Here is a 20459-nt window from a genome sequence, read left to right on the forward strand (position 1 = left end):
GCCGTCGGGGCCGATTGTCAGACCCCGCCCGTAGAGTCGGAGACAGCTGATCAGAGCCGGCGACGGCTCATCCGACCGAAGGGCGGGAGGTGACCGGACATATGCGGGACAGGACTGTTCCCGAGGCCGACACGGCCGTTCCCGCGCGGACGGCCGTCCCCGTCCGGCTGGCCGCGGTCTTCCTCCCCGGACCCCTGCCCCGCCACGGCCGGTTCGCGTTCTGGGACCCGCAGGACGGACAGCCGCCGCCGGGAGCCACCGAGGACCTCACGGTCGTACGACGGCACGGCTCCGGAGTCCGCAGAGGCACCGTCCCCGCCATGTCCCTGCCGGTCGGTGAAGCCCTGGCCCTGCTCGCCCGCGCCCGGCGCGACCCGGCCGCCCACCCCGCCACGGCCTGCTGGGGCGCGGCCACCCTGCAGGCGCTGCGGCTCGTCGCCCGAGGACGCCTGCTGCCCGGACTGACCGCCGACGGATACGACGCCTGGCGGGCGGGACCGCTCGACCAGGACGACATCGCGCACCTCAGGGCCGTCGCCGCCGCCCTGCCGTACGAGGGCCACGCCGTGCCGCTGCCCGGCAAGGGCACGCTGCGGCTGCCCGAGCCGGAAGCCCTCGTGCGGTCCTTCCTGGACGCGGTCGCCGACACACTGCCGCGCGGCCCGGCGGCGCCGTACGTCTCCGGGAAACCGTTCGCGGCGAGCGCCGGGCAGCGAATGCCGGGCGCCCGCGACTGGGCGGCGGAGGTCGCCGCGGGCATGGACGCGGGCGTACGGATCTCGCTGCGCCTGGACCTGTCGGCGTTCGACCTCTTCGAGGACACCGAAGGCGCGCCGCGGGCGGGCGCGGCCGTCGTCCAGGTGCACAGCCTCGCCGACCCCACCCTCGTCGTCGACGCGACGGCGCTGTGGGCGGGCGCCGCGGACGCCGCGTTCGGGCCCCGCACACAGGTGGACGCCGCCCTCGCCGTACGCCGCGCGGCCCGCGTCTGGCCGCCCCTCGACCGGCTCTCCGAGCAGGACGTGCCCGATGTCCTCGCCCTCTCCGAGGACGAGCTGTCCGACCTGCTGGGCGTCGCCGCCACCCGGCTCGGCGCGGCCGGCGTCGCCGTGCACTGGCCCCGCGACCTGGCCCAGGACCTGAGCGCCCGCGCCGAGGTACGCCCGGCGCCCGGCTCCGCCACGGACGGCACCGGCTTCTTCGAGGGCGAGGAACTGCTGCGCTTCCGCTGGCAGTTGGCGATCGGCGGCGACCCGCTCACCGAGGCCGAGATGGACACCCTCGCCGAGGCCCACCGCCCGATCGTCCGCCTCCGTGACCAGTGGGTCCTCGTCGACCCGGCCCTCGTCCGCAAGGCCCGCAAACGCGAACTGGGCCTGCTGGACCCGGTGGACGCCCTGTCCATGGCACTCGCCGGCACCGCCGAGGTCGACGGCGAGACGGTGGAGGCGGTACCGGTCGGGGCGCTGGCAGACCTGCGGGACCGCCTGACGGCGGGCATCGGCCCGGTCGACCCCCCGCCGGGCCTGGCGGCCACCCTCCGCGACTACCAACTCCGGGGCCTGGCCTGGCTGGACCTCATGACCTCCCTCGGTCTCGGCGGCTGCCTCGCCGACGACATGGGCCTCGGCAAGACGATCACGGTCATCGCCCTGCACCTGCGCCGGGCCCGCCCCGAGCCGACCCTCGTCGTCTGCCCCGCCTCCCTGCTGGGCAACTGGCAGCGGGAGATCACCCGTTTCGCCCCCGGCGTCGCCGTACGCCGCTTCCACGGCCCCGACCGCACCCTGGAGGGCCTACAGGGCTCCGACGGCGGCGGCTTCGTCCTCACCACCTACGGCACCATGCGCTCGGCGGCCCCGCACCTGGCCCAGCAGGAGTGGGGGATGGTCGTCGCCGACGAGGCCCAGCACGTCAAGAACCCCTACTCGGCCACGGCCAAGGCCCTGCGCACCATCCCGACGCCCGCGCGCGTGGCCCTCACCGGCACCCCCGTCGAGAACAACCTCTCCGAGCTCTGGGCCCTGCTCGACTGGACGACCCCGGGGCTCCTCGGCCCCCTGAAGTCCTTCCGCGCCCGCCACGCCCGCGCCGTGGAGAACGGCGAGGACGCGGAGGCGGTCACCCGCCTCGCCCGTCTGGTCCGCCCCTTCCTGCTCCGCCGCAAGAAGTCCGACCCGGGCATCGTCCCCGAACTCCCGCCCAAGACCGAGACCGACCACCCCGTCCCCCTCACCCGCGAACAGGCCGCCCTGTACGAGGCCGTCGTCCGCGAGTCGCTGCTGGCCATCGAGACGGCGGAGGGCATCGCCCGCCGGGGCCTGGTCCTGAAACTGCTGGGCGCCCTGAAGCAGATCTGCGACCACCCGGCGCTGTATCTGAAGGAGGACGCCGGAGCCGCCGCCGGCGACCGCCTCGCCGCCCGCTCCGGCAAACTGGCCCTGCTGGACGAGCTGTTGGACACCTTGCTCTCCGAGGACGGCTCCGCCCTGGTCTTCACCCAGTACGTCGGCATGGCCCGTCTGATCACCGCGCACCTCGCCGCCCGCGCGGTCCCGGTAGAACTGCTGCACGGCGGTACGCCGGTCAAGGACCGTGAAGACATGGTGGACCGCTTCCAGAGTGGGGCGACACCGGTCCTGGTCCTGTCCCTCAAGGCCGCCGGCACCGGCCTGAACCTCACCCGCGCCGGCCATGTCGTGCACTTCGACCGCTGGTGGAACCCCGCCGTCGAGGAACAGGCCACCGACCGTGCCTACCGCATCGGCCAGACCCAGCCCGTCCAGGTCCACCGCCTCATCACCGAGGGCACCATCGAGGACCGTATCGCCGAGATGCTCGAAGCCAAGCGGGCCCTCTCCGACGCCATCCTCGGCTCCGGCGAAGCGGCACTCACCGAGCTGACGGACCGGGAGCTGGGCGACCTGGTCTCGTTGCGGAGGTCGGCGTGAGCGCGCAAGAGGACGCCGTGAAGAGGGAGTCGCCCGAGGCGGCGGCTGAGCCGGACTCCGGTGCGGCGCCCCGGCCCGCCGATGAGGCCCGCCGGGCGCTGCGGGCCGCGCGGGAACGGGACAGGTACGGGGCGGAGGCCGATGACCAGCCCGGTCCGGGTGCCGGTGTGGCTGGGAGGGGCCGGGCGGCGGCCGCTCGCCCGGGGGACGTGGCGCGGGAGGCGCTGCGGAGGGCGGCGGCGTCCAGGGCGGCCGGAGCTGAGGAGGCTGCGGGGGAGGGGGCTGTTGTCGGGCCGGAGGCGGAGGGTTTCCCCGGGGGGCGGGTGACGGAGCGTGCTGTCGCCGAGCCGCGAGAACACGGACTGGACGAGGAGCCCGATTCCGGCGCCGTGCCCGGTGCGTGGCCCGGTCGCCGGTCGGACGAGGAGGCCAGGTCCGCCGCCCGTCCCGGCGACATCGCCCGGGAAGCCTTGCGGGCCGCGCGCGACGCGGCGGAGCGGGCACGAGTCGAGGCGGAGGCCGAGGCCGGCCGTGCCGAGGCCGCGCGCAAGGCGGACCGAGCCGCACGGCGAGCCGCGGTCCCGCCCCCGACCCGCCTCCGAGACGTACGCGAACTCCTCGCCGACGCCTTCAAGCTGCCCTCCGACGGGCCCGAACCCGACGGGACCTACGTCGGGGGCGCGGACACCGCGTGTGGCGAACCGGCCTCTGCGGAAGCCGCGTCGGAGCGGTACGCCATCGATGCCGGACCCGATCTCGAGTCCGTACCCGAGCCCGAGCCCGGACCCGAGCCTGCTCCTGGCCCTGGCCCTGGCCCTGGCCCTGGCCCTGGCCCTGCTCCTGGCTCCGGCCCGCAGCCCGCACCGAAGCCCGCCTCCGTTCCCGTTCCTGCTCCCGAACCCGAATCCCTTGCCGGTCTCGCCCCCGAGTGGCCCGACGCCCCCGCAACCCCCCGCGTCCCCCGGACCATGGCCGCCCCTTCCCGGGACGGCGAACTGCGGCGTACGTTCCGGGCTTTCCCGACGCGTCCCTCGGCCGGGGAGGCGTTCGCGGAGAGTTGGTGGGGCAACGCGTGGGTGGCGGCGCTGGAAGAAGGCGCGCTGGACGCGGCGCGGCTGGCGCGCGGGCGGGGGTATGCCGACAAGGGAAACGTGGACGCGATCACCGTCACGCCGGGGCTGGTGCTGGCGTACGTCCACGGGAGCAGGCCACGGCCGTACCGGGTCCAGGTCCGGCTGCGGACGCTGGACGACGGCGAATGGGACCGCTTCCTGGACGCGGCGGCCGAGCAGCCGGGACACATCGCCGCGCTGCTGGACAAGGAGATGCCACAGGCCCTCGCCGGACCGGGACCGGGACCCGGCGTCGGCGCCGGACCGGGCGTGCGGCTGTTGCCGGGCCCCGGGGAGCTCGAACCCCGTTGCAGCTGCCCGGACTTCGGGCACCCCTGCAAGCACGCCGCCGCGCTCTGCTACCAGATGGCACGGCTGCTGGACGAGGACCCCTTCGTGCTGCTGCTTCTGCGGGGCCGGGGCGAGCGGGAGCTGCTCGACGCGCTGTCGCGGCGCAACGCGGCGAGGGCCGCCCGCGCCGCCCAGGAGCAGGGGCCCGCGCCGCTCCCGGGAGTCCGGGCCCGCGACGCCCTCGCCCCGCGCACCCTCCCGCCGCTGCCCGCCCCGCTGCCCCCGCCTCCGCACCCGGAGCAGCCGCCGGTGTACCCGGGGGCGCCCGGCGGCCCGGATCCGTTCGTGCTGGACCAGCTGGCCACCGACGCGGCGGCCCGTGCGCACGCGCTGCTCGCCACCGGGCACGACCCGGTGGCCGAACTGACGCTGTGGCAGGACGCCGTACGGCTCGCCGCCGCCCGCCCCGGCTCCGGTCTCACCGCCACGACCCGCGCCCTGTACTCCTCCCTGGCCGCCGCCACCGGCCGCACCCCGGGCACCCTGGCCCGCGCGGTCGCCGCCTGGCGTCAGGGCGGCCTCGAAGGGCTCGCCGTCCTGGAGGAACCCTGGGACCCGCCGGCCGGCCGCTTCGACCGTGCCCGCCCCCTGCTCCTCGCCGCCGACCTCCCGGCTTTCCGCCCCAGGCACAACCACCTCACCCACCCCCTCGGCCACGTCCAGCTCCGCCTCGGCCGCGACAGCCTCTGGTACGCCTACGAGTCCGAACCGGGCCACGAGGACTGGTGGCCGAGGGGCACACCGGACTTCGACCCGGTGGGCGCGCTGATCGGCCTCGGAGCCACCGACGACCGCTGAGAGCCGTGCGCGACACACGCGGGGAAATGTTGGAAGGGTGTACCGCGTCCCCCGGCGACGGCCGAACGACCCGGACCAGGCCGGGGCGCCCGCATGGCGAGGTGCGCCTGGAGCGGCGCGGCCGAGGCCCTGCGGCCGGACCGCACCTCCAGCAGTACGGTCACCGGACAGGTCGGAGATCGGGTGTCGGTGCCTTCTGCCGGCCGGCTAGAAGAGGCGGGCGCGCATGTGCTGCGTGAGGCTCTGGAGGATCTGAGACGGTCCAAAGGCGTCCAACAGACGACGAAGCCCGAATGCGCGCGGCCCGGCCGGGCTCTACCTGCCCCCCGGCCCGTCCTCTCCCGTCCGCTGGCCGTCCGCCGGGCGCGCGTCTCCCCAATCCAGCCGGATCACCGAGTACGTCTCGCCGTCCCTGGGCGGACGCGTCCAGGAACGGGTGGCGAACGTGTGCAGCCGCCCCTTCACGAGGGCATGACGCGGCAGAGACGCACCGAACTCCCCGGCCACGGCTTCCAGCAGCGACCGTTCCACTTCGGCCCCGTCCGCCAGGGCGCCGAAGAACCGGCTCGGATCCAGCGCCTTCGGTATCTCCCCGCTCCGCCGGATCTCTCCGTCCACGTACGTGAATGCGTACTGCTCGGCGCCGTCTCGCGCCACCGAAAGATGGAAGAACGGCTCCCTGTGCGACGTTCTCAGGCCGCTCCACACCACCACCGCACGGGTGCCCTCGCTGGCGGCCGCGGCCGGGGAGACGAACCGCCGCTGATCGAACGGGGCGGGATCGCCGTCGAAGGCGAAGCTCCAACCGGTGCCGGCGCGGCCGGCCGCCACAAGAGCCCTGTCGTCGTAGGACGAGAACTCCCTCTGGTTCTGCGACGACCTGCGGCGCGCCTCCCAGAAGGTCATGGGTTCGTTCAGCACGATGCCGTCCTCGTCCCCGTCCCCCTCGCCGTCCCCGAGACGTCCGGGCAACTCCTCCGGCTCCACCTCCTCCACCAGGACGAACCGGTAGGACGTGCGGTTGTTGCCCGGGTCAGGCTCCGCGAGCCACACCAGGCCGCCCGGGTCGAGCCCGGCCGACGGCCTCGGTGCCTCTCCCGCCTGCCCGCCCCTCGGCGTGGACAGCAGCTCCCGGCCCCGCTCCGGGGTCAGCAGCGGCCCGAGCACGGGGTCGGCCACCCAGCCCAGCGGCGCCAGGTGGTCCGGTCCCAGCGGTTCCCACAGGGGCGCGGCGTCCCTCAGCGTCCGCCACGCCCCATCGGTGTCTCCCCACCGCGCCAGCTCCCGTGCCCGCTCGACCGCCTCCCCGAACGGTCCGGCCGCCGTGTACCGGTAGGTGCCGCTCCGCACCTGATCCAGCGTCGCGTAAGCCAGTGACACCAGGTCGTCGCTGGCGCCCCGCAGATGAAACGTCAGCGTGGAGTCGTTCCGATACGAGTGCGCCGCGTGCTCGGCGACCAGCGGTGGCAGCAGATCGGGCGCGTACCGCGGGTCCGTCACCAGGTCCTCGAAGTACACCATGTAGGTCTCTCCGAGCAGGCGGCGTATCTGGTCGCCCAGCCCGGCGGCCCGCGGTCGGCCGTACTCCTTGGCCTCGTCCAGCGCCTTCCCGGCGTGCTCCCAGCCGCCGCGCAGCGCCTCCAGCCGGGCCTCTTCCACCAGGGTGTCCAGATTTCGCGTCGTGTCGTTGGCGAACACCGGCTCCCCGTCGCTCCGGTGCGCCCGCAGGCTGTGGAACTCCCGGTACATCTCCCGCATGAACGTGAGGAAGTTGGCGTGCCGCTCGGGTGGCGCGGCCCGCCAGCTCGCCCACGTGTACACGGCCCACTCGCCGTCCTCGTCCACATCTTCGGGGTCCATGAGGACGTGGGTGATGTCGGACTCGACGTCGAGTTGCAGCCCGCGCCGCCAGATGTCCACCTCCCGCCGCTCCTCGGGGCCGGCGTCCTCGTCCAGGTACTCCTCGAACATGTCCGCGAGTCCCGATTCGTCGTTGTGCCAGTGCGCGTCGTCGGTCCCCGCCAGCAGCGACACGAACCCGCCCGCGTGCCGCCACCCGTCGCTGACCTTGAGGAACTCCCGGTACGACGGGGGCATCCGTATGCTGAGGCGCTCCTCCATGGCCGCCATCCGCACCTCGGACGCGGGCGGGAACCCCAGCCACCGCGCCCGCCGCGCGGCCTCGTCGTCCGCGCCCGGCGTCTCGCCGTCCGGCAGGGAATCCGCCCACTCCCCGCTCCACCTGAGCAGGAAGGACCGCCAGTCGAATGCCGTGATGTCCGTCATGGGTCTGATGCTGCCACCCGCCACTGACAGCACCGTCCCCGGCGCACGGCCTCTCTAGGCGACCGGGGAGGGGCCGCCGCGGTGGGGGCGGAGCAGGGCCGCACCGGCCGGGGTGAGGGTGTGGAGGACGGTGTTGGCGTGGCGCTGGCTCTCGATGAGGCCCGCGTCGCGCAGCACGGTCGTGTGGTGGGTCGTGGTGGCGGGGGAGACACTGATGGCGCGGGCGAGTTCCGAGTTGGTGGCGCCGCCCGCGACGACGCTCAGCACGGCGGCACGGGTGCGTCCGAGCAGCGCGGTCAGGGGCGCGTCGGTCCGGTCGGCCGACGCCCGGGGATCCGCGCGGCTCACGGGGTACACGAGGACCGGCGGCAGGCGGGGGTCGGCGAGGGAGACCGGCGTGCGCCAGCAGAAGTACGACGGGATGAACAGCAGGCCGCGGCCGTCGAGATGAAGGTCGCGAGTCTCGCAGTAGTCGACCTCCAGGACGGGAGGGCGCCAACGCATGGTCGGTGGCAGGCTGCGGAGCATGCTGTCGGTTCCGCCGTCGAGGAACGCCCGGGCCAGCCGGCCGCGTTCGGCGTCGACGCAGGCCTGCATACGGTCGCGGTACGGAGCCATGACGGTGTTGTCGTAGGCCCGTAGGACGCGCACCAGCTCTTCGCGGGCGTCCTTGTCCACCAGGCCGAAGAGGGCTGACGGGGCGTCGGTGGCCCGGGCCATTCTTCCGATCTCGTGCCGGACCCGGGCGGGCGGGGTGTCCAGGATCGCCGCGAGTCCGTCCTTCAGTCCTGACCCCGCCTCGGGCGGAGTCAGGAAGTCGGGAAAGTAGGCCGCGCGGGGGAAGAGCGTCAACAGTCCGCGTACAGCCGTGCCGAGGCGGTGGTCGGCCAAGGCGACACGGGCCTCCCGGTACCAGTCGGCGTAGGCCCGACGGCCGCTCTGCGTCTGGAAGCGGTGCAGGCTGCAGGCGATCTCCCACAAGGGGTCGGGAGCCGCCGCGAACCTGGTCCGTACAAGATCCTCCGGCCTGAAGTGGATGCGTAATCCCGACCTTGGATGCCGCCGGCGCCGAGGCGCAGCAGCGGCTTCGGTCAACCGCTCTGGCCGGCGGGGAGGGATGGATTCCCGTGCTCAGGCGAGCTGGAGGCGATCGGCGAGGGCGTCGACCTGGCGACGGAAGGTGGGGCGTACCCGCTGCTGCAGGTCCTGGACCATGTCCCGGGCAAGGGGGCGGCGGGAGAGGTCCTCGGGAGCGAGGTCTGCCAGGCTGAGCAGGTGCACCAGGACGGCGGCGTCCTCGCGCCACAGGGTCGTAGCAGCGGGCCACGTCGAGTCCGAACGTGAACTGCGGTCGAGACAAGCCGGGTCGCCCGGGAGGGTCTGCGCGATCTGCAGGAGCTCTTGCGGGATGAGGAACCGGGTCACGCGGCGTGACCGTGCTGCGGGAAATCGTGCAGGTCACGGCTGCCCATGGGCGCAGGGTCGGGCCACGCGGCCGCGCTCGTGTCGGCGGCGCGGGTGTCCTGTGTCGCGAAGACCTCGGCGAGCTGCGGGACGCGGTCGCGGGTCCGGCCGAGGGCCTTGAGGAACGGGTCATCGGCAGCCTTGAGCGCCGCATCGCGGACGAAGTCTTCGGTGGACTTTCCGACGATGCCGGCGGCCGCCGCGACGCGCGCGTATTCCTCCGGCGCGAAGGGCGGCACCTGGGATCCGTTCTGGTCCATACGAGCGACGCTACCAGCGGAGCTGGCTCCCGCCGAAGGCGTTCGAGCAAGAAGAGAGGGGCAGCGGCCGGCGGACGGCGGGTGCCCCTTCAAGTCTCCAGCGAACGTACCAGGTCCTCGTCGACCCGCACGGGCGCGCAATGGTCACACCCCCGGGCGGTTCTACGATGACGCCGATGACCTTCTACGCCAAGGACCCGCGCTGCATCGCCATGGCCGAGGCCCTGGCCCCGTTGCTGCGCCGCTCCTGCCCCGAGGGGCCGGCGGCTTCGGCGGCTCCTACCAGGTGAACCTGGACGACGAGGAAGCCGTCGGGCTCGGCGGAGTCGAACCGATCCGGACTGGGACGACTACCGGGCCGCGATGGTCCGCGACCGCCGGCTGGTGCTGCGGCTGAAGGTGGAGCGGGCGTACGGGATTCCCAAGCAGGCCCCTCAGGGATGAGGCGGAGGGCCCGGGACGGACGATCGGTGCTTGACGGGCGTACGGGCCGCAGGTGCCGCGGCGGGATCAGGCACTCACCCTGTCCGGCTACCGCGCCGCGCGCTCGCCGAGCCGCTCCGTCGGGATCCGGCGCGTCTCGCGGGCCGGGAGGGCGGCGATCACCGGCGGGACGCACAGCGCCACGGTGAACAGGGCGGGACGCAAGGAGCACCCGGTGCCCACGGAATCCGGAAACGATCACTGCGTCTGCAGGTGCGCTCGGCGAGGACGTCCTTGAAGCGCCGGAAGGCGCCCCCGCCCGCCGACAGCGATGATCCGCAGTCGGCCGACGGAGGCGCCCGCGCCGGGCGGTCACTTCAGCAGGTCGCTACCCAGCCAGTCGATGTGGTCGTCGGGACGGGTGGCGGGCGGTGCCGGGGCGAAGTTGGCGGCGTCGTCGATGCTGCCGGTGCCCTTGTACCTGGCGACGAGGGGATAGGGGTAGACGGGGCGGGTGCGGACGGCCTTGCCGCCGGCGTCGGTCTGGGTGGCGACGATCTTCTGCGGTGCCGTGCCGTTTTCGGTCCACTGGACGAGTTGGTGGACCAGGTCGGAGCTGTTCGGGCCGGGCCCGCCGCCCGTGCAGTGGTAGAGGCCGGGGAACATGAACAGCCGGGCGAAGCGGTTGGTGGCGGCCGGTCCACCCATGGCGTCCTGGACGGCCTGGTAGTAGTTGGTGGTGCCGGTCGGCGGGATCAGGGTGTCGGCCCACCCGTGGTAGAGGATCAGCTTGCCGCCCGCGTTCCGGAACTCGCTCAGGTCGGGATCGAGCGCGGCGGTGGTCCGCTGCTCCGGCAGGAGCTTGGCGAAGTCCTCCGACGTGAACTGCCAGTCGGACAGCGGAATGCCGGGCCGGCCGACTGGGAACGCGAGGTAACGCAGGTAGTTGTCCGCGGTGGCCGCGGCGAACGTGGGCGTACCGGCGGGCGCGGTGACCCACGGGAGCGGGGGGCCGGCCCAGGCGATCTCGGAGCCCGGCTCCTCGCGGCCGGGGTAGAGCAGCCGGCCGTTCTCGTCCGTCGGCGGCGAGTACAGCTTCCGGGCCGCGGTGACCTGGGCCGGGGTGAGGCAGTCGGTCCGGTCGACGCCCGCGGGGCACTGGATCGACGCGGGATCGAAGTCGCAGGTGCGCGGGTCGTCGATCTGACCGTCGACCAGTCCGTCGTCACCGTCGCAGGCGGCGAGGACTGCGGAGTGCAGACCCGTGAGCTTGTCCGCGGTGACGATGGGTTTGCCGTCCGCACCGGTGTTGACGCGGGCCACCCAGGCCGTGTGCCCCGCGGAGAGGAAGGGCATGTACGAGGCCGGGGCGCCGGCGATGATCCCGTCGAAGTCCTCCGGGTAGCGCTGGGCCTCCATCAGCCCCTCGCGGCCACCGTCGGAGCAGCCCATGAAGTACGAGTTCCGCGGGGGCACGCCGTAGTACGCCTTCATGATCGCCTTGGCGGCGACGGAGACCACGTGGACCGCCCGGGTACCGAAGTCGGTCCGCAGCTGCTGGTCCTGCCCCCACTCCTCGGGGCCGAAGGGGGCCGGCGCGGTGTGGCCGTCGTCGGTCGCGGCGAGGGCGTAGTCCCCGCCGGCGTCCGTCTTGCAGGCCGGGTCCGGGGCGGCCGGGAAGCGGGTGGCGGAGATGAACCCGCAGAAGCCGCCGCAGCCCGGCTGCAGGTAGCGGCCCTGCCAGGTGGTCAGCGGCAGCTTGAGCTGGAAGTTGACCTGCGGGGCGACATAGCCCTGGACGAAGCAGTACGCCGGTACGGTCGCGGTGGCCTCGACCACCGTGGCGGAGGTGATGCGGGTCGGCGCCTCCCGGAGGCCCTGCAGGCCGCTTCCGATCGTGCCGGACGCGGCGAGATCGGCGCACGCCGTCACCGGCAGGATGGGACCGTCGTTCGCCCGTCGTGCTTCCGCGGCGGCGGCCGTGCCGCCCGCGCCGGGACTCAGGCCGATCAATGTCAGCAGGATCGCCAGGGCCGCGACCAGGGTCGGGCGCCGCCTTCTTGGCAGCTGTCTGGAGGGGATCACGTGGTACCGCCTCTCGCCGCGGCACGGGGGAAGGCCACAGTGCGGCGAGGGGCATTGGACACTGGCGTGGATGTGTGGTCAAGGCTGTGTCGCACTTAATCCGGTCCGGGTGCGGCGCCCGGCGCGGCCTCCCGCCACTCCCACCAAGTATCGCCCAGCTCACGCCAGTTGGCGCGACGGTTGAGGAGGAGGCCGCGGGCCCGCTCGCCGCTCCAGTCCGCCGGCAGCAGCATCGGCGGCAGTCCCGGGTCGGCCAGCAGGAGCCGGCGCCACTGGTAGGTGAGGTGCAACAACTCGGTGAGGGCGGCACCCGGCGAGCGCGGCCGGCTCTGCGTGAAGCGCTCGATGAACGCCCGGTACCCGGAGTCCAGTTCGGAAATGTCCCAGGACCGGGAGACCAGCCGGTGGCGTTCGGCGGAGTCGTCGAGGCGGGCGTGCAGCAGGGTCCCCTGCACCTGGTCGCCGAGGGAACACAACACCTGGCGGGCCTCGTCCGCGTGTGACGGGTGCGGGCTGATCCACAGCCCCGGCCCGAACGAGCCGAATCCGGCCCAGGCCAGGGACGTACGCAGGCGATGCCGCAGCCGCCGGTCGCTCTCCGGAACGTTCGCGAGCAGGAGCAGCCACTCGTCGGCTCAGTCGCCCTCCGGGCCCGGCGCGAACAGCCGTTCCTGAGCGGCGAGCAGGTCCTCCCGGCCGCTCGCGGTGAGCTGCCACCGCGCCCGACGGCCGACGCGCTCCGAGACCAGCATCCCGTCGGCGGCGCTGCGGGCGAGGGCCTTCCGGGCGGCCTTCTCCTCGAATCCGACCAGTCCGAGGGCGTCCACGATGGTCTGCGTCCAGGCTCCGGAGCCCTCGTCCAGGGCGTATTCGCCGAGCACGAACAGCAGGTAGGCATGGGCACTCGGCCCCCGTGGCGCGTCCGGCAACCGGCTGCCGCTCTCGGGCCGTACGCCCCTGTCCGTGCCGTCCGACGGCCCGGGCACCAGCCTCATGGCGTCACACCCCCAGGAACACCGACCGTCGGCACAGGTCCGCATTCCGTCCATCTCATCATGCCCAGGGTGCTGACGGTCGGCCGGAGATCGGCGTGTGCGCCGTAACGCTCCTTCGCGCCAGGGGTTTCGCTCGCGTCGGGCCTCCGCCTCGGGCCTGCGTGCCGACCGCCACCACGGTTCGCCCGCTGTCCCCTGTTCCGACCTGTCCAGGAAGGCCACGGCGTTCAGGACGGCCGTAGCGGAACCGTCTCCAGGAGTTCGGCGGCCAGCCGGGAGGCAGTCGTTCGGGTGTCGGCCGCGATGCGCCGGAAGGTCTCCTCGGCAGCGTGGGCGGGCCAGTCCGACGGCAGGTGCCGGGCGGGCAGCCGCGGGTCCGTGCGAATGGTCCCCAGCCACTCGGCGACCAGGCGCAGACGTGTCGCGATCGGATCGCCGCAGTCGCCGCCGGGGCAGGCGCTCCAGTTCTTCTCGAAGGTGAGGTAGCGGGCGGCGACGCCGTCCAGGTCCCAGGCGTCGCGGATCATCAGGTCGATGTCGGTGGCGTCGTCGGCACGGGCGTGGAAGATCTTGACGTGGGCGGCGAGACCGAGCTCGGCCACGATGTCGGTGATGTCGACATCAGCGGGAGCGATCCACAGGCCGCTGTACAGGGGCCCGAAGCCGGACCAGATGAGCCGCGAGCGCAGGTCGTGGCGCTGGCGCTGCCAGGACTCGGGCAGGGAGAAGCCGAGCAGGGTCCAGGTGCCGTCCCAGTCGTCGTTGACGGCACTGGTCTTCCAGATGCGTTCCCCTCCGTCGTGGAGGATCTGCGTCGCGTGCGGGGTCAGGCCGAAGTACATCTTGCGACCCTGTCGCTGACGTTGCAGCAGTCCGCGGTTGACCATGCGGGTGAGGGTGGAGCGAACGGCCTGCTCCCCGACTCCGGCGCGCCCCAGGACGTCGATGATGCTGCCCGAGTACACGCACAGCGGACGCTCGTCGAGCACGTGTTCGCCGAAGAAGGCGAGCATCAACGACTGAGGGCGCGACGGGGAGCCTCCCGGGGGTTCCGGGAAGGGCACCGGGTGCCTGCTGTCCACGTCGGCCACCTCTCGCTTCACATCGGCAGGATACGGCGGCTCGGTTCTTCCTAGGTAGGCGGTGGCGGGCGGTGCGGAGTGGGCACCGGTCCGCCTCCGCGCCCCGTTCGCCGGCATGCGTCGGCGACCCGTCCGCCGGCATGCGCCGCCGGCCCCTCCGCCGATATGCGTCGGCGATTCGGCCGCCGGTGCGCGAGCCGGTCCCGGCCTTCCGGACGGCTCGACGGCCCAAGGGACACGCTCGGTGACCTGTGCCGCGTGGAGCCGGGATCGAGGACGGCGTCGTAGAGCCATCGGAGTTCCTCCGTCCTGGGGCATGACACCGCGAAGTTAGGCGTGTAGATTCCTGCCGTCAAATAGATGCACAACATCGATCCACGGCACCTGTCGCCGCGATCGGCGAGCCACCCCGAACGGCGACCCGCGGGCGATCACCCTCGACCCTCCCGCGTCACACACGAACTCACCCTGGAGACACGGGAGTTCGAGTCCACCGACCGATACCGACAGGGCGGCCCGGGCATTCCGCCCGACCTTGACGCCACCGCCCTTGACGACTTGCCCGGCAACTTCCCCATGCCCCCCACAGCCTGCTCAGACCACCGGACTTGGGCATGTCCAGGTTCAACTCCCGTACGTATCATCCCCGTTCCCGTCAGGAGGGGCCCTATGCGAAGGCGCATTCTCGGGCTTGTGATAGCAGTGGTAACGGTCGCCGGTGTGGCCGGATGCGGATCCTCGTCCGCCGGAAGCGACGGCTCGTCCTCCTCGGAGGCCTCCGGCGGTAGCGGAACGAGCCAGGTCAAGGTCGGCATCATCCCGATCGTCGACGTGGCGCCGCTCTACCTGGGCCAGAAGAAGGGCTTCTTCAGCAGCCGCGGCATCGAACTGAAGATGGAGAGCGCCCAGGGTGGTGCCGCCATCATCCCCGGCGTGGTGAGCGGACAGTTCCAGTTCGGCTTCAGCAACACCACGTCGTTGATGCTCGCCCAGACCCAGGGCGTGCCGATCAAGTCGGTGGTCAACGGTGTGGCCAGCACGGGTGACACCTCGGCCGACGTCAGTGGTGTGGGGGTCAAGAAGGACAGCCCGATCAAGTCGGTCAAGGACCTCGCCGGGAAGACCGTGGCGGTGAACACCCTCAAGAACATCGGCGAGACCACGGTGCGCGAGTCGGTGCGCCAGGACGGCGGCGACCCCTCGAAGGTCAAGTTCGTCGAGCTGGCGTTCGACCAGATGCCGGCCGCCCTGGACGCCGGTCAGGTGGACGCGGCCTGGATGGGCGAACCGGCCCTGACCATCGCCAAGTCCCAGGGCGCCCGCATCGTGGCGTCGCCGTTCGCCGAGACCGACCCCAGTCTCACGCTCGCCACGTACTTCACCACCACCAAGCTGGCCCAGGACGACCCCGACCTGGTGAAGCGGTTCACCGAGGCGATGACCGAGTCGTTGGAGTACGCCTCCGCGCATCCCGAAGAGGCACGCCAGACCCTCACCTCGTACACCAAGATCGACGGTGACGTGCTGAAGGATCTGACCCTGCCCAAGTGGCCGACGCAGGTCGACATGCCGTCCCTGGAGAAGCTGGCCTCCCTCGGTGAGCAGGACGGGATCTTCGGCGACAGGAAGCCGGACCTGGACGCGTTGTTCTCATGACACCGCCCGCGCCCGCATCCGTGAAGACGCGGCCCGCCGGGACCGGTACCGGTCCCGGCGGTGCCCTGGCCCGGCTCGGCCCAGGCGGCGGCGCCGCACTGCGCGGCCTGGCGGGCCTGGCCGCCCTGGTGGCCGTCCTGGAGGTACTGCCACACACCGGCCTGGTCTCCGCCGACTACCTCCCGCCCGCCTCCGAGACGGGCCGAACCCTGTGGCACCTGCTCGCCGAGGGCGCGTTCTGGACCGCCCTCGGCGACACCCTGACCGGCTGGGGCCTGGGCCTGGCCATCGCCGTCGTGGGCGGGGTCGTCGCTGGTGTGGCGATCGGCTCGGTTCCCGTCCTGCGGGCGGCGACCGCCTCCACGATCGAGTTCCTGAGGCCCATCCCGTCCGTGGCTCTGATCCCCGTGGCGGTACTGCTCTACGGCACCGATCTGAGGTCCGTACTGCTGCTCGTGGTGTACGCCTCCTTCTGGCAGGTCCTCGTCCAGGTGCTGGCCGGCATCCACGACGTCGACCCGGTCGCGGAGGACACCGCCCGCAGCTATCTGCTGGGCGGATGGGGACGGATGCGGTACGTCATGTGGCCCACCGCGCTGCCGTACGTCATGACGGGAGTGCGGCTGGCCTCCACCGTGGCGCTGGTCCTCGCCATCACCGCCGAACTCGTCATCGGCGCCCCCGGTCTGGGCAGGGAGATCGCCGTCGCCCAGACCTCGGGTGCCGTGCCGAGGGTCTACGCCCTGGTCCTGGTCACCGGCCTGCTCGGAGTCGCCGTCAACCTGCTGGCGAGGGCCGTCGAACGGCGGGCGCTGCACTGGCACCCGTCCGCACGCAGGGAGGGATGAGCCCCATGACCGTCCTCACCGTGACCCGCCGGATCCTGCTGGTGCTGGGCCTGCCCGCGGTCCTGTTCACCATCTGGTGGGTCGCCACCGCCGACAGCACGGACTTCTACGTCCCCCCGCTGCGCACCATCCTGACCGCCTTCGGGGACACCTGGACGGGCGACCGGCTGGCGTCCGACGTCCTGCCCAGCCTGCTCCGGCTTACCGCGGGCTATCTCCTCGCCGTGGTCATCGGCGTCGGACTCGGCCTGCTGGTCGGCATGAGCCGCGTCGTACGCGACGTGCTGGAGCCGGTCCTGGAGCTCTTCCGGGCCATCCCGCCACCCGTGCTGGTGCCGGTGATCATGCTCTTCGCGGGAATCGGCGACACCATGAAGGTCATCGTGATCGTCAGCGGCTGCGTATGGCCGATCCTGCTGAACACCGTCGAGGGGGTCCGCGCCGTCGACGAGGTACTGGACGACACCTGCCGGTCGTACGGCATCACCGGCTCGTCCCGGCTGTGGCATCTGGTGCTGCGCTCGGCCAGCCCCCAGATCGTCACGGGCATGCGCCAGGCCCTCTCGATCGGGATCATCCTCATGGTCATCAGCGAGATGTTCGCCGCCGACAACGGACTGGGCTTCACCATCGTGCAGTTCCAGCGCTCCTTCGCCATCCCCGAGATGTGGAGCGGCGTCCTGCTGCTCGGCCTGCTCGGCTTCGTCCTCTCGCTGCTCTTCCGGTTCGCGGAGAACCGGGTCCTGGCCTGGTACCACGGCCTGCGCCGCGCCCAGCGCAATCCCTGAGAAGGAGACGTCGATGCTCGACGTACGCAACCTGCAGAAGACCTACACCGGCCGGCACCGCAACGTCGAGGCGCTGCGCAGCCTCAGCTTCCACATCGGGGCCGGCGAACTCGTGTGCCTGGTCGGCCCGTCCGGCTGCGGCAAGACCACCCTGCTGAAATGCATGGCCGGACTGCTCGCCCCCACCGGCGGCGAAGTCCGCCTCGACGGCCACCCGGTCACCGGCCCCCCGCCCGGTATGGCGGTGGTGTTCCAGGAGTACGGCCGCTCCCTGTTCGCGTGGATGAACGTACGCGACAACGTCACCCTCCCGCTGCGCCGCAAGAAGCTCGGCAAGGCACGCGAGAGGGAGCTGGTGGACCACGCCCTGGAGGTGGTAGGACTGGCCGACGCCCACCAGGCCTACCCCTGGCAGCTCTCCGGCGGAATGCAGCAGCGCGTCGCCATCGCCCGCGCCGTCGCCTTCGAGCCGAAGGTGCTCCTCATGGACGAACCCTTCGCGGCGGTCGACGCCCAGACGCGCGCCGACCTGGAGGATCTCATCCGGCGGCTGTGGCACGAACTGGGCGTCACCGTACTGTTCGTCACCCATGACATCGACGAAGCCGTCTATCTCGGCCAGCGCACCATCATCCTCTCCAAGTCGCCGACCGTGGTGCAGGAGGATCTGACCATCGACCTCCCCGACGAGCGCGACCAGTTGCACACCCGCTCCAGCACGCGCTTCGCCGAACTGCGCGCGCACGTCTACGAGCAGATCCAGCGCGCCAAACACCACAGCGGCGCAACCTCGCCCGCGCTCCCCGCCCAGGACCGCGGCCCGGCCCTGCAGAAGAGCGAGTCCTGAGAAGTCGGATTTCGTCGATCACTTGTCAGTGGTCGCGCCACCGGGCACAACGCCGGGGTCGCACGCCGGCAGTACCGGGAGACCCCGGTCCCGGCTCAGCCGTCGGCCGGCGTTGCTTACCGGGAGGACCGGTCGCGCTCGCCCGTATTCGTTGTCGGTCGAGTCACCTGTACCTGTACCTGTCCGGGTGGAGCGACGTATCGGGGTCCTGGCAGCGTGAACTCGTAGGCCGGGGTTCAGGATCCGGTGCGATAGCGGGTGAGCATGAGGGCGACGGCTTCGTCCACGACCGTGCTGTCGACGGGGTCGGCGGGCGGGATGAAGTCGGTTCGTACGAGTTGGGGCCACAGGAGTTGGCCGCAGATCATGCCGAGGAACTGTTCGGCCACTGCGGATGCCGGCTGTGTCTGTCCGTCGGTCGCAGGGAAGACGAGTGTGCCGGCCTGGGCTTCGGCCTCCAGGTAGTCGCGGAGCCGGTCGAAGAAGGGTCCGCGGTCGATGGCGAAGCCGGTGCCGACGATGTCGGCGAGTTCCGGCATCTGCGGAAGTTCGGTGATGACGAGGCGGCACAGGGCCGCCGTGCCGGGCCGTGAGACCAGGCAGGCGTAGTCGCGGCCGATGTGGGTCAGGCCGTGCTGGGGATCGCCGGGCGGGGGCGGTTCGACGTACTGCACATCCAGCTGCCACTGCTCGGAGGTGACGGCTGCGAACAGTGCAGCCTTGGAGGGGTACCGCTTGAACAGGGTGCCGGTGGAGACGCGGGCCTCCCTGGCGATCTGGGCCAGGGAGGTCTTGTCGTATCCCCGGGCGAGGAAGAGGTCGCGGGCGGCGCGAATAATGCGCGCGCGGTTCTCCGCTTTGATCTGCGCGTGATACCCGGCCTGGCACGTACCGCCACCGGTTTCCGCTCGGTCACGGTCCGTCGCCGCCATACCCACGCCCCTTTTCCCGTCTCTCAGCCGCATCCTCACATGTCAGAAGATGGTCTGGCCGCCGTCCAGGATAAGGTCCTGGCCCACAGTGAAGGCGGAGGCATCGGAGGCCAGGTATACGACGGCTTCCGCGATCTCCTCGGGCTTGCCCATGCGCCCCAGCGGGATGCCGGAGCTGATCGCCTCCAGGACCGCCGTCTGCTGCGCGGGATCCTCGATTCCCAGCTTGCGGTACAGCGGGGTGTCGACCGGGCCTGGGCTGATCGCGTTGAACCGGATGCCGTGCGACGTGAGCAGGTCCGTGTTCCATGACCGCATCAGGGAACCGACAGCCGCCTTGGTCGCGGCGTAGGCGTTCGAGTGACCGTAGCCGCCGTGCGCACTGTTGGACGCGTTGAGGATGACCGAGGACGGGTTGGCCAGCACGGGCACGAGGGCCTGTGTGAGAAAGAAGACGCTCTTGACGTTGATGTCGAAGAGACGGTCGTAGCTGTCCTCCGTGTGCTCCTCGAACGGCCGCCAGTCCGAGACACCGGCGTTCAGGAACGCCACGTCCAGCTCCCCGAAATGCTCGCGCACCCGCTCCGCCAGGCCGCGCTGCGCATCGAGATCGCGCGCATCGGCCTGTATCACCGGCACCTTGTCCCCGAGCGTCTGCCGCGCCTTTTCGATGCTGGCCGGGGTCACCCCTGTGACCACCACCTGGGCCCCCTCCGCGACAAAGCGCTGCGCGGTCTCCAGACCGATCCCGCTCGTGCCGCCGGTGATGAGGGCGCGCTTGCCCGCAAGACGATTCATGTTGCCTGTTCCTTGCCGAGAGATGAGGTAAGTCGGTGGACTCACCTCCTGGAACGTAACCTACGCGCCACGCTGGAGGCAAGTCAATCCACTTACCATTGGTGGACGAGCAGTTGATCGCGATGCTGCTCGACCGGGCTCGGGGGGTGGGCCTGGAGCTGACCGGCGGGGGCGGGTGTTGCAGCAGTTGGCCAGGCGCGTGGTGGATTTGCCCTGGAGAGCGAGATCGCCGATCGCATCGGCCATGAGAAGCACGCGGCGGGGCGCCAAGTTTGTTCGCGGGTCTCGCCTGGCGCACATCTGCCGCCGAAAGCGATGCCCATCAGGGTCGCCACCCTGTCCCCCGGACCGACCCCAAGCCCCTGAAGCGCCCGTGCACAGCGGTGCGAGTCCGCGGCCAGCTCGCCGTACGACAGTGTGGCAGCCCCACCGGCGGCGGCATCGACAACAGTGAACGCCGGGCGGTCGGCGGGGTGTTGGTCGCACAGCAGCCCGGCCACAAATCACACGGTGTCGGCTGCCGGCCGGAGATGGTGCGTTGTCGGCACCGGGCTGGCGGGGTGTGTCCCGATAGGGGCCTGCCGATTGTGTGGCGTCCTCACGGTTCTGACTGCCCCAGGGCTACTACGAGCGCCGCATCAAGGAAGGCAGGCCCCGGCGCGAAATCGTTCCGTTGCCTCGAACGCCACGTCGCCCGAGAGGTCTTTCACCTGATCCGGCCCACATCCTCACAGCCCCCGTCATAGGGGCAGCGTGAGATGTGGGCATCCTGCGATACCGCTT

The 20459-nt window shown here is 71.8% G+C and carries 17 protein-coding genes and 1 pseudogene; 7 read left to right on the forward strand and 11 right to left on the reverse strand.

The features are described 5' to 3' along the window. Positions 1 to 101: 101 nt before the first annotated feature. Positions 102 to 2951: an SCO1167/SCO6262 family helicase gene (locus tag I8N67_RS33100; protein ID WP_200307952.1), complete on the forward strand. Its 2850-nt coding sequence runs from the start codon at positions 102 to 104 to the stop codon at positions 2949 to 2951. Further along, entirely contained in the window at positions 2948 to 5212 is a 2265-nt protein-coding gene (locus tag I8N67_RS33105) for an SWIM zinc finger family protein (RefSeq protein WP_372443858.1), read from the forward strand. The genes I8N67_RS33100 and I8N67_RS33105 overlap by 4 nt, the downstream gene beginning before the upstream one ends. A 315-nt stretch (positions 5213 to 5527) precedes the next feature. On the opposite strand, the gene I8N67_RS33110 is transcribed toward I8N67_RS33105, so the two are convergent. The 4 genes from I8N67_RS33110 to I8N67_RS33125 form a co-directional block, all read right to left on the reverse strand. Beyond that, positions 5528 to 7498: an SMI1/KNR4 family protein gene (locus I8N67_RS33110; protein WP_200307953.1), complete on the reverse strand. Its 1971-nt coding sequence runs from the start codon at positions 7496 to 7498 to the stop codon at positions 5528 to 5530. A gap of 54 nt (positions 7499 to 7552) precedes the next feature. After that, positions 7553 to 8479 carry an ArsR/SmtB family transcription factor gene (locus I8N67_RS33115; RefSeq protein WP_307835446.1) on the reverse strand — a complete coding sequence of 309 codons (927 nt, stop codon included), beginning with the start codon at positions 8477 to 8479 and terminating at the stop codon, positions 7553 to 7555. Between the two features lie 150 nt (positions 8480 to 8629). Further along, positions 8630 to 8923, reverse strand: coding sequence for a hypothetical protein (locus I8N67_RS33120; RefSeq protein ID WP_200307955.1), 294 nt, complete (start codon positions 8921 to 8923; stop codon positions 8630 to 8632). Continuing rightward, positions 8920 to 9222 (reverse strand): hypothetical protein, encoded by a 303-nt coding sequence (locus tag I8N67_RS33125; protein WP_200307956.1) that lies wholly within the window; start codon positions 9220 to 9222, stop codon positions 8920 to 8922. Before I8N67_RS33125 ends, I8N67_RS33120 begins: the two co-directional genes overlap by 4 nt. Before the next feature lie 336 nt (positions 9223 to 9558). On the opposite strand from I8N67_RS33125, the pseudogene I8N67_RS43255 reads away from it, so the two are divergent. Then, positions 9559 to 9666: pseudogene (locus tag I8N67_RS43255) on the forward strand (PPOX class F420-dependent enzyme); the annotation flags it as partial. Positions 9667 to 10017: 351 nt separating this feature from the next. Here I8N67_RS43255 and I8N67_RS33130 read toward each other — a convergent pair. The 4 genes from I8N67_RS33130 to I8N67_RS33145 form a co-directional block, all read right to left on the reverse strand. Further along, positions 10018 to 11730 carry a tannase/feruloyl esterase family alpha/beta hydrolase gene (locus I8N67_RS33130; protein ID WP_200307957.1) on the reverse strand — a complete coding sequence of 571 codons (1713 nt, stop codon included), beginning with the start codon at positions 11728 to 11730 and terminating at the stop codon, positions 10018 to 10020. 95 nt (positions 11731 to 11825) lie between these two features. Next, the gene (locus I8N67_RS33135) at positions 11826 to 12353 is read right to left on the reverse strand and encodes a PaaX family transcriptional regulator C-terminal domain-containing protein (RefSeq protein WP_372443860.1); all 528 of its coding nucleotides are present in this window, start codon (positions 12351 to 12353) and stop codon (positions 11826 to 11828) included. A 12-nt stretch (positions 12354 to 12365) separates the two neighbouring features. After that, a complete protein-coding gene (locus tag I8N67_RS33140) occupies positions 12366 to 12725 on the reverse strand; it encodes a hypothetical protein (RefSeq protein WP_200307959.1) in 360 nt (119 codons plus the stop codon). Positions 12726 to 12952: 227 nt separating this feature from the next. Then, entirely contained in the window at positions 12953 to 13789 is an 837-nt protein-coding gene (locus I8N67_RS33145; RefSeq protein WP_307835447.1) for a PaaX family transcriptional regulator, read from the reverse strand. Between the two features lie 687 nt (positions 13790 to 14476). Here I8N67_RS33145 and I8N67_RS33150 point away from each other — a divergent pair. Genes I8N67_RS33150 through I8N67_RS33165 form a run of 4 tightly spaced genes read left to right on the forward strand, consistent with a single transcriptional unit; the run spans position 14477 to position 17946 of the window. After that, positions 14477 to 15463, forward strand: a complete 987-nt coding sequence (locus I8N67_RS33150) for an ABC transporter substrate-binding protein (RefSeq protein WP_200307960.1) — start codon at positions 14477 to 14479, stop codon at positions 15461 to 15463. Then, positions 15460 to 16311 carry an ABC transporter permease gene (locus I8N67_RS33155; RefSeq protein WP_200307961.1) on the forward strand — a complete coding sequence of 284 codons (852 nt, stop codon included), beginning with the start codon at positions 15460 to 15462 and terminating at the stop codon, positions 16309 to 16311. The genes I8N67_RS33150 and I8N67_RS33155 overlap by 4 nt, the downstream gene beginning before the upstream one ends. Then, entirely contained in the window at positions 16308 to 17099 is a 792-nt protein-coding gene (locus I8N67_RS33160) for an ABC transporter permease (protein ID WP_200307962.1), read from the forward strand. The genes I8N67_RS33155 and I8N67_RS33160 overlap by 4 nt, the downstream gene beginning before the upstream one ends. Positions 17100 to 17112: 13 nt before the next feature. Further along, positions 17113 to 17946, forward strand: coding sequence for an ABC transporter ATP-binding protein (locus tag I8N67_RS33165; RefSeq protein WP_234046687.1), 834 nt, complete (start codon positions 17113 to 17115; stop codon positions 17944 to 17946). A gap of 236 nt (positions 17947 to 18182) precedes the next feature. On the opposite strand, the gene I8N67_RS33170 is transcribed toward I8N67_RS33165, so the two are convergent. The 3 genes from I8N67_RS33170 to I8N67_RS33180 all read right to left on the reverse strand — a co-directional run bounded on the left by I8N67_RS33170 (position 18183) and on the right by I8N67_RS33180 (position 20176). Continuing rightward, positions 18183 to 18878: a TetR/AcrR family transcriptional regulator gene (locus I8N67_RS33170; protein WP_234046688.1), complete on the reverse strand. Its 696-nt coding sequence runs from the start codon at positions 18876 to 18878 to the stop codon at positions 18183 to 18185. A gap of 42 nt (positions 18879 to 18920) precedes the next feature. Beyond that, complete coding sequence (locus I8N67_RS33175) at positions 18921 to 19676, reverse strand: SDR family oxidoreductase (RefSeq protein WP_200307964.1); 756 nt, start codon at positions 19674 to 19676, stop codon at positions 18921 to 18923. A 92-nt stretch (positions 19677 to 19768) separates the two neighbouring features. After that, positions 19769 to 20176 (reverse strand): AMP-binding protein, encoded by a 408-nt coding sequence (locus I8N67_RS33180; RefSeq protein WP_200307965.1) that lies wholly within the window; start codon positions 20174 to 20176, stop codon positions 19769 to 19771. Positions 20177 to 20459 lie beyond the last annotated feature (283 nt).

The sequence above is a fragment of the Streptomyces adelaidensis genome, assembly GCF_016598475.1.
GTDB lineage: Bacteria > Actinomycetota > Actinomycetes > Streptomycetales > Streptomycetaceae > Streptomyces > Streptomyces adelaidensis.

Bases quoted from the DNA above. Each gene is read 5' to 3' on its own strand.
- I8N67_RS33100 (WP_200307952.1), top strand. From the start codon at position 102: ATGCGGGACAGGACTGTTCCCGAGGCCGACACGGCCGTTCCCGCGCGG.
- I8N67_RS33110 (WP_200307953.1), bottom strand. From the start codon at position 7,498: ATGACGGACATCACGGCATTCGACTGGCGGTCCTTCCTGCTCAGGTGG.
- I8N67_RS33125 (WP_200307956.1), bottom strand. From the start codon at position 9,222: ATGGACCAGAACGGATCCCAGGTGCCGCCCTTCGCGCCGGAGGAATAC.
- I8N67_RS33140 (WP_200307959.1), bottom strand. From the start codon at position 12,725: ATGAGGCTGGTGCCCGGGCCGTCGGACGGCACGGACAGGGGCGTACGG.
- I8N67_RS33150 (WP_200307960.1), top strand. From the start codon at position 14,477: ATGCGAAGGCGCATTCTCGGGCTTGTGATAGCAGTGGTAACGGTCGCC.
- I8N67_RS33155 (WP_200307961.1), top strand. From the start codon at position 15,460: ATGACACCGCCCGCGCCCGCATCCGTGAAGACGCGGCCCGCCGGGACC.
- I8N67_RS33160 (WP_200307962.1), top strand. From the start codon at position 16,308: ATGAGCCCCATGACCGTCCTCACCGTGACCCGCCGGATCCTGCTGGTG.
- I8N67_RS33165 (WP_234046687.1), top strand. From the start codon at position 17,113: ATGCTCGACGTACGCAACCTGCAGAAGACCTACACCGGCCGGCACCGC.
- I8N67_RS33170 (WP_234046688.1), bottom strand. From the start codon at position 18,878: ATGGCGGCGACGGACCGTGACCGAGCGGAAACCGGTGGCGGTACGTGC.
- I8N67_RS33175 (WP_200307964.1), bottom strand. From the start codon at position 19,676: ATGAATCGTCTTGCGGGCAAGCGCGCCCTCATCACCGGCGGCACGAGC.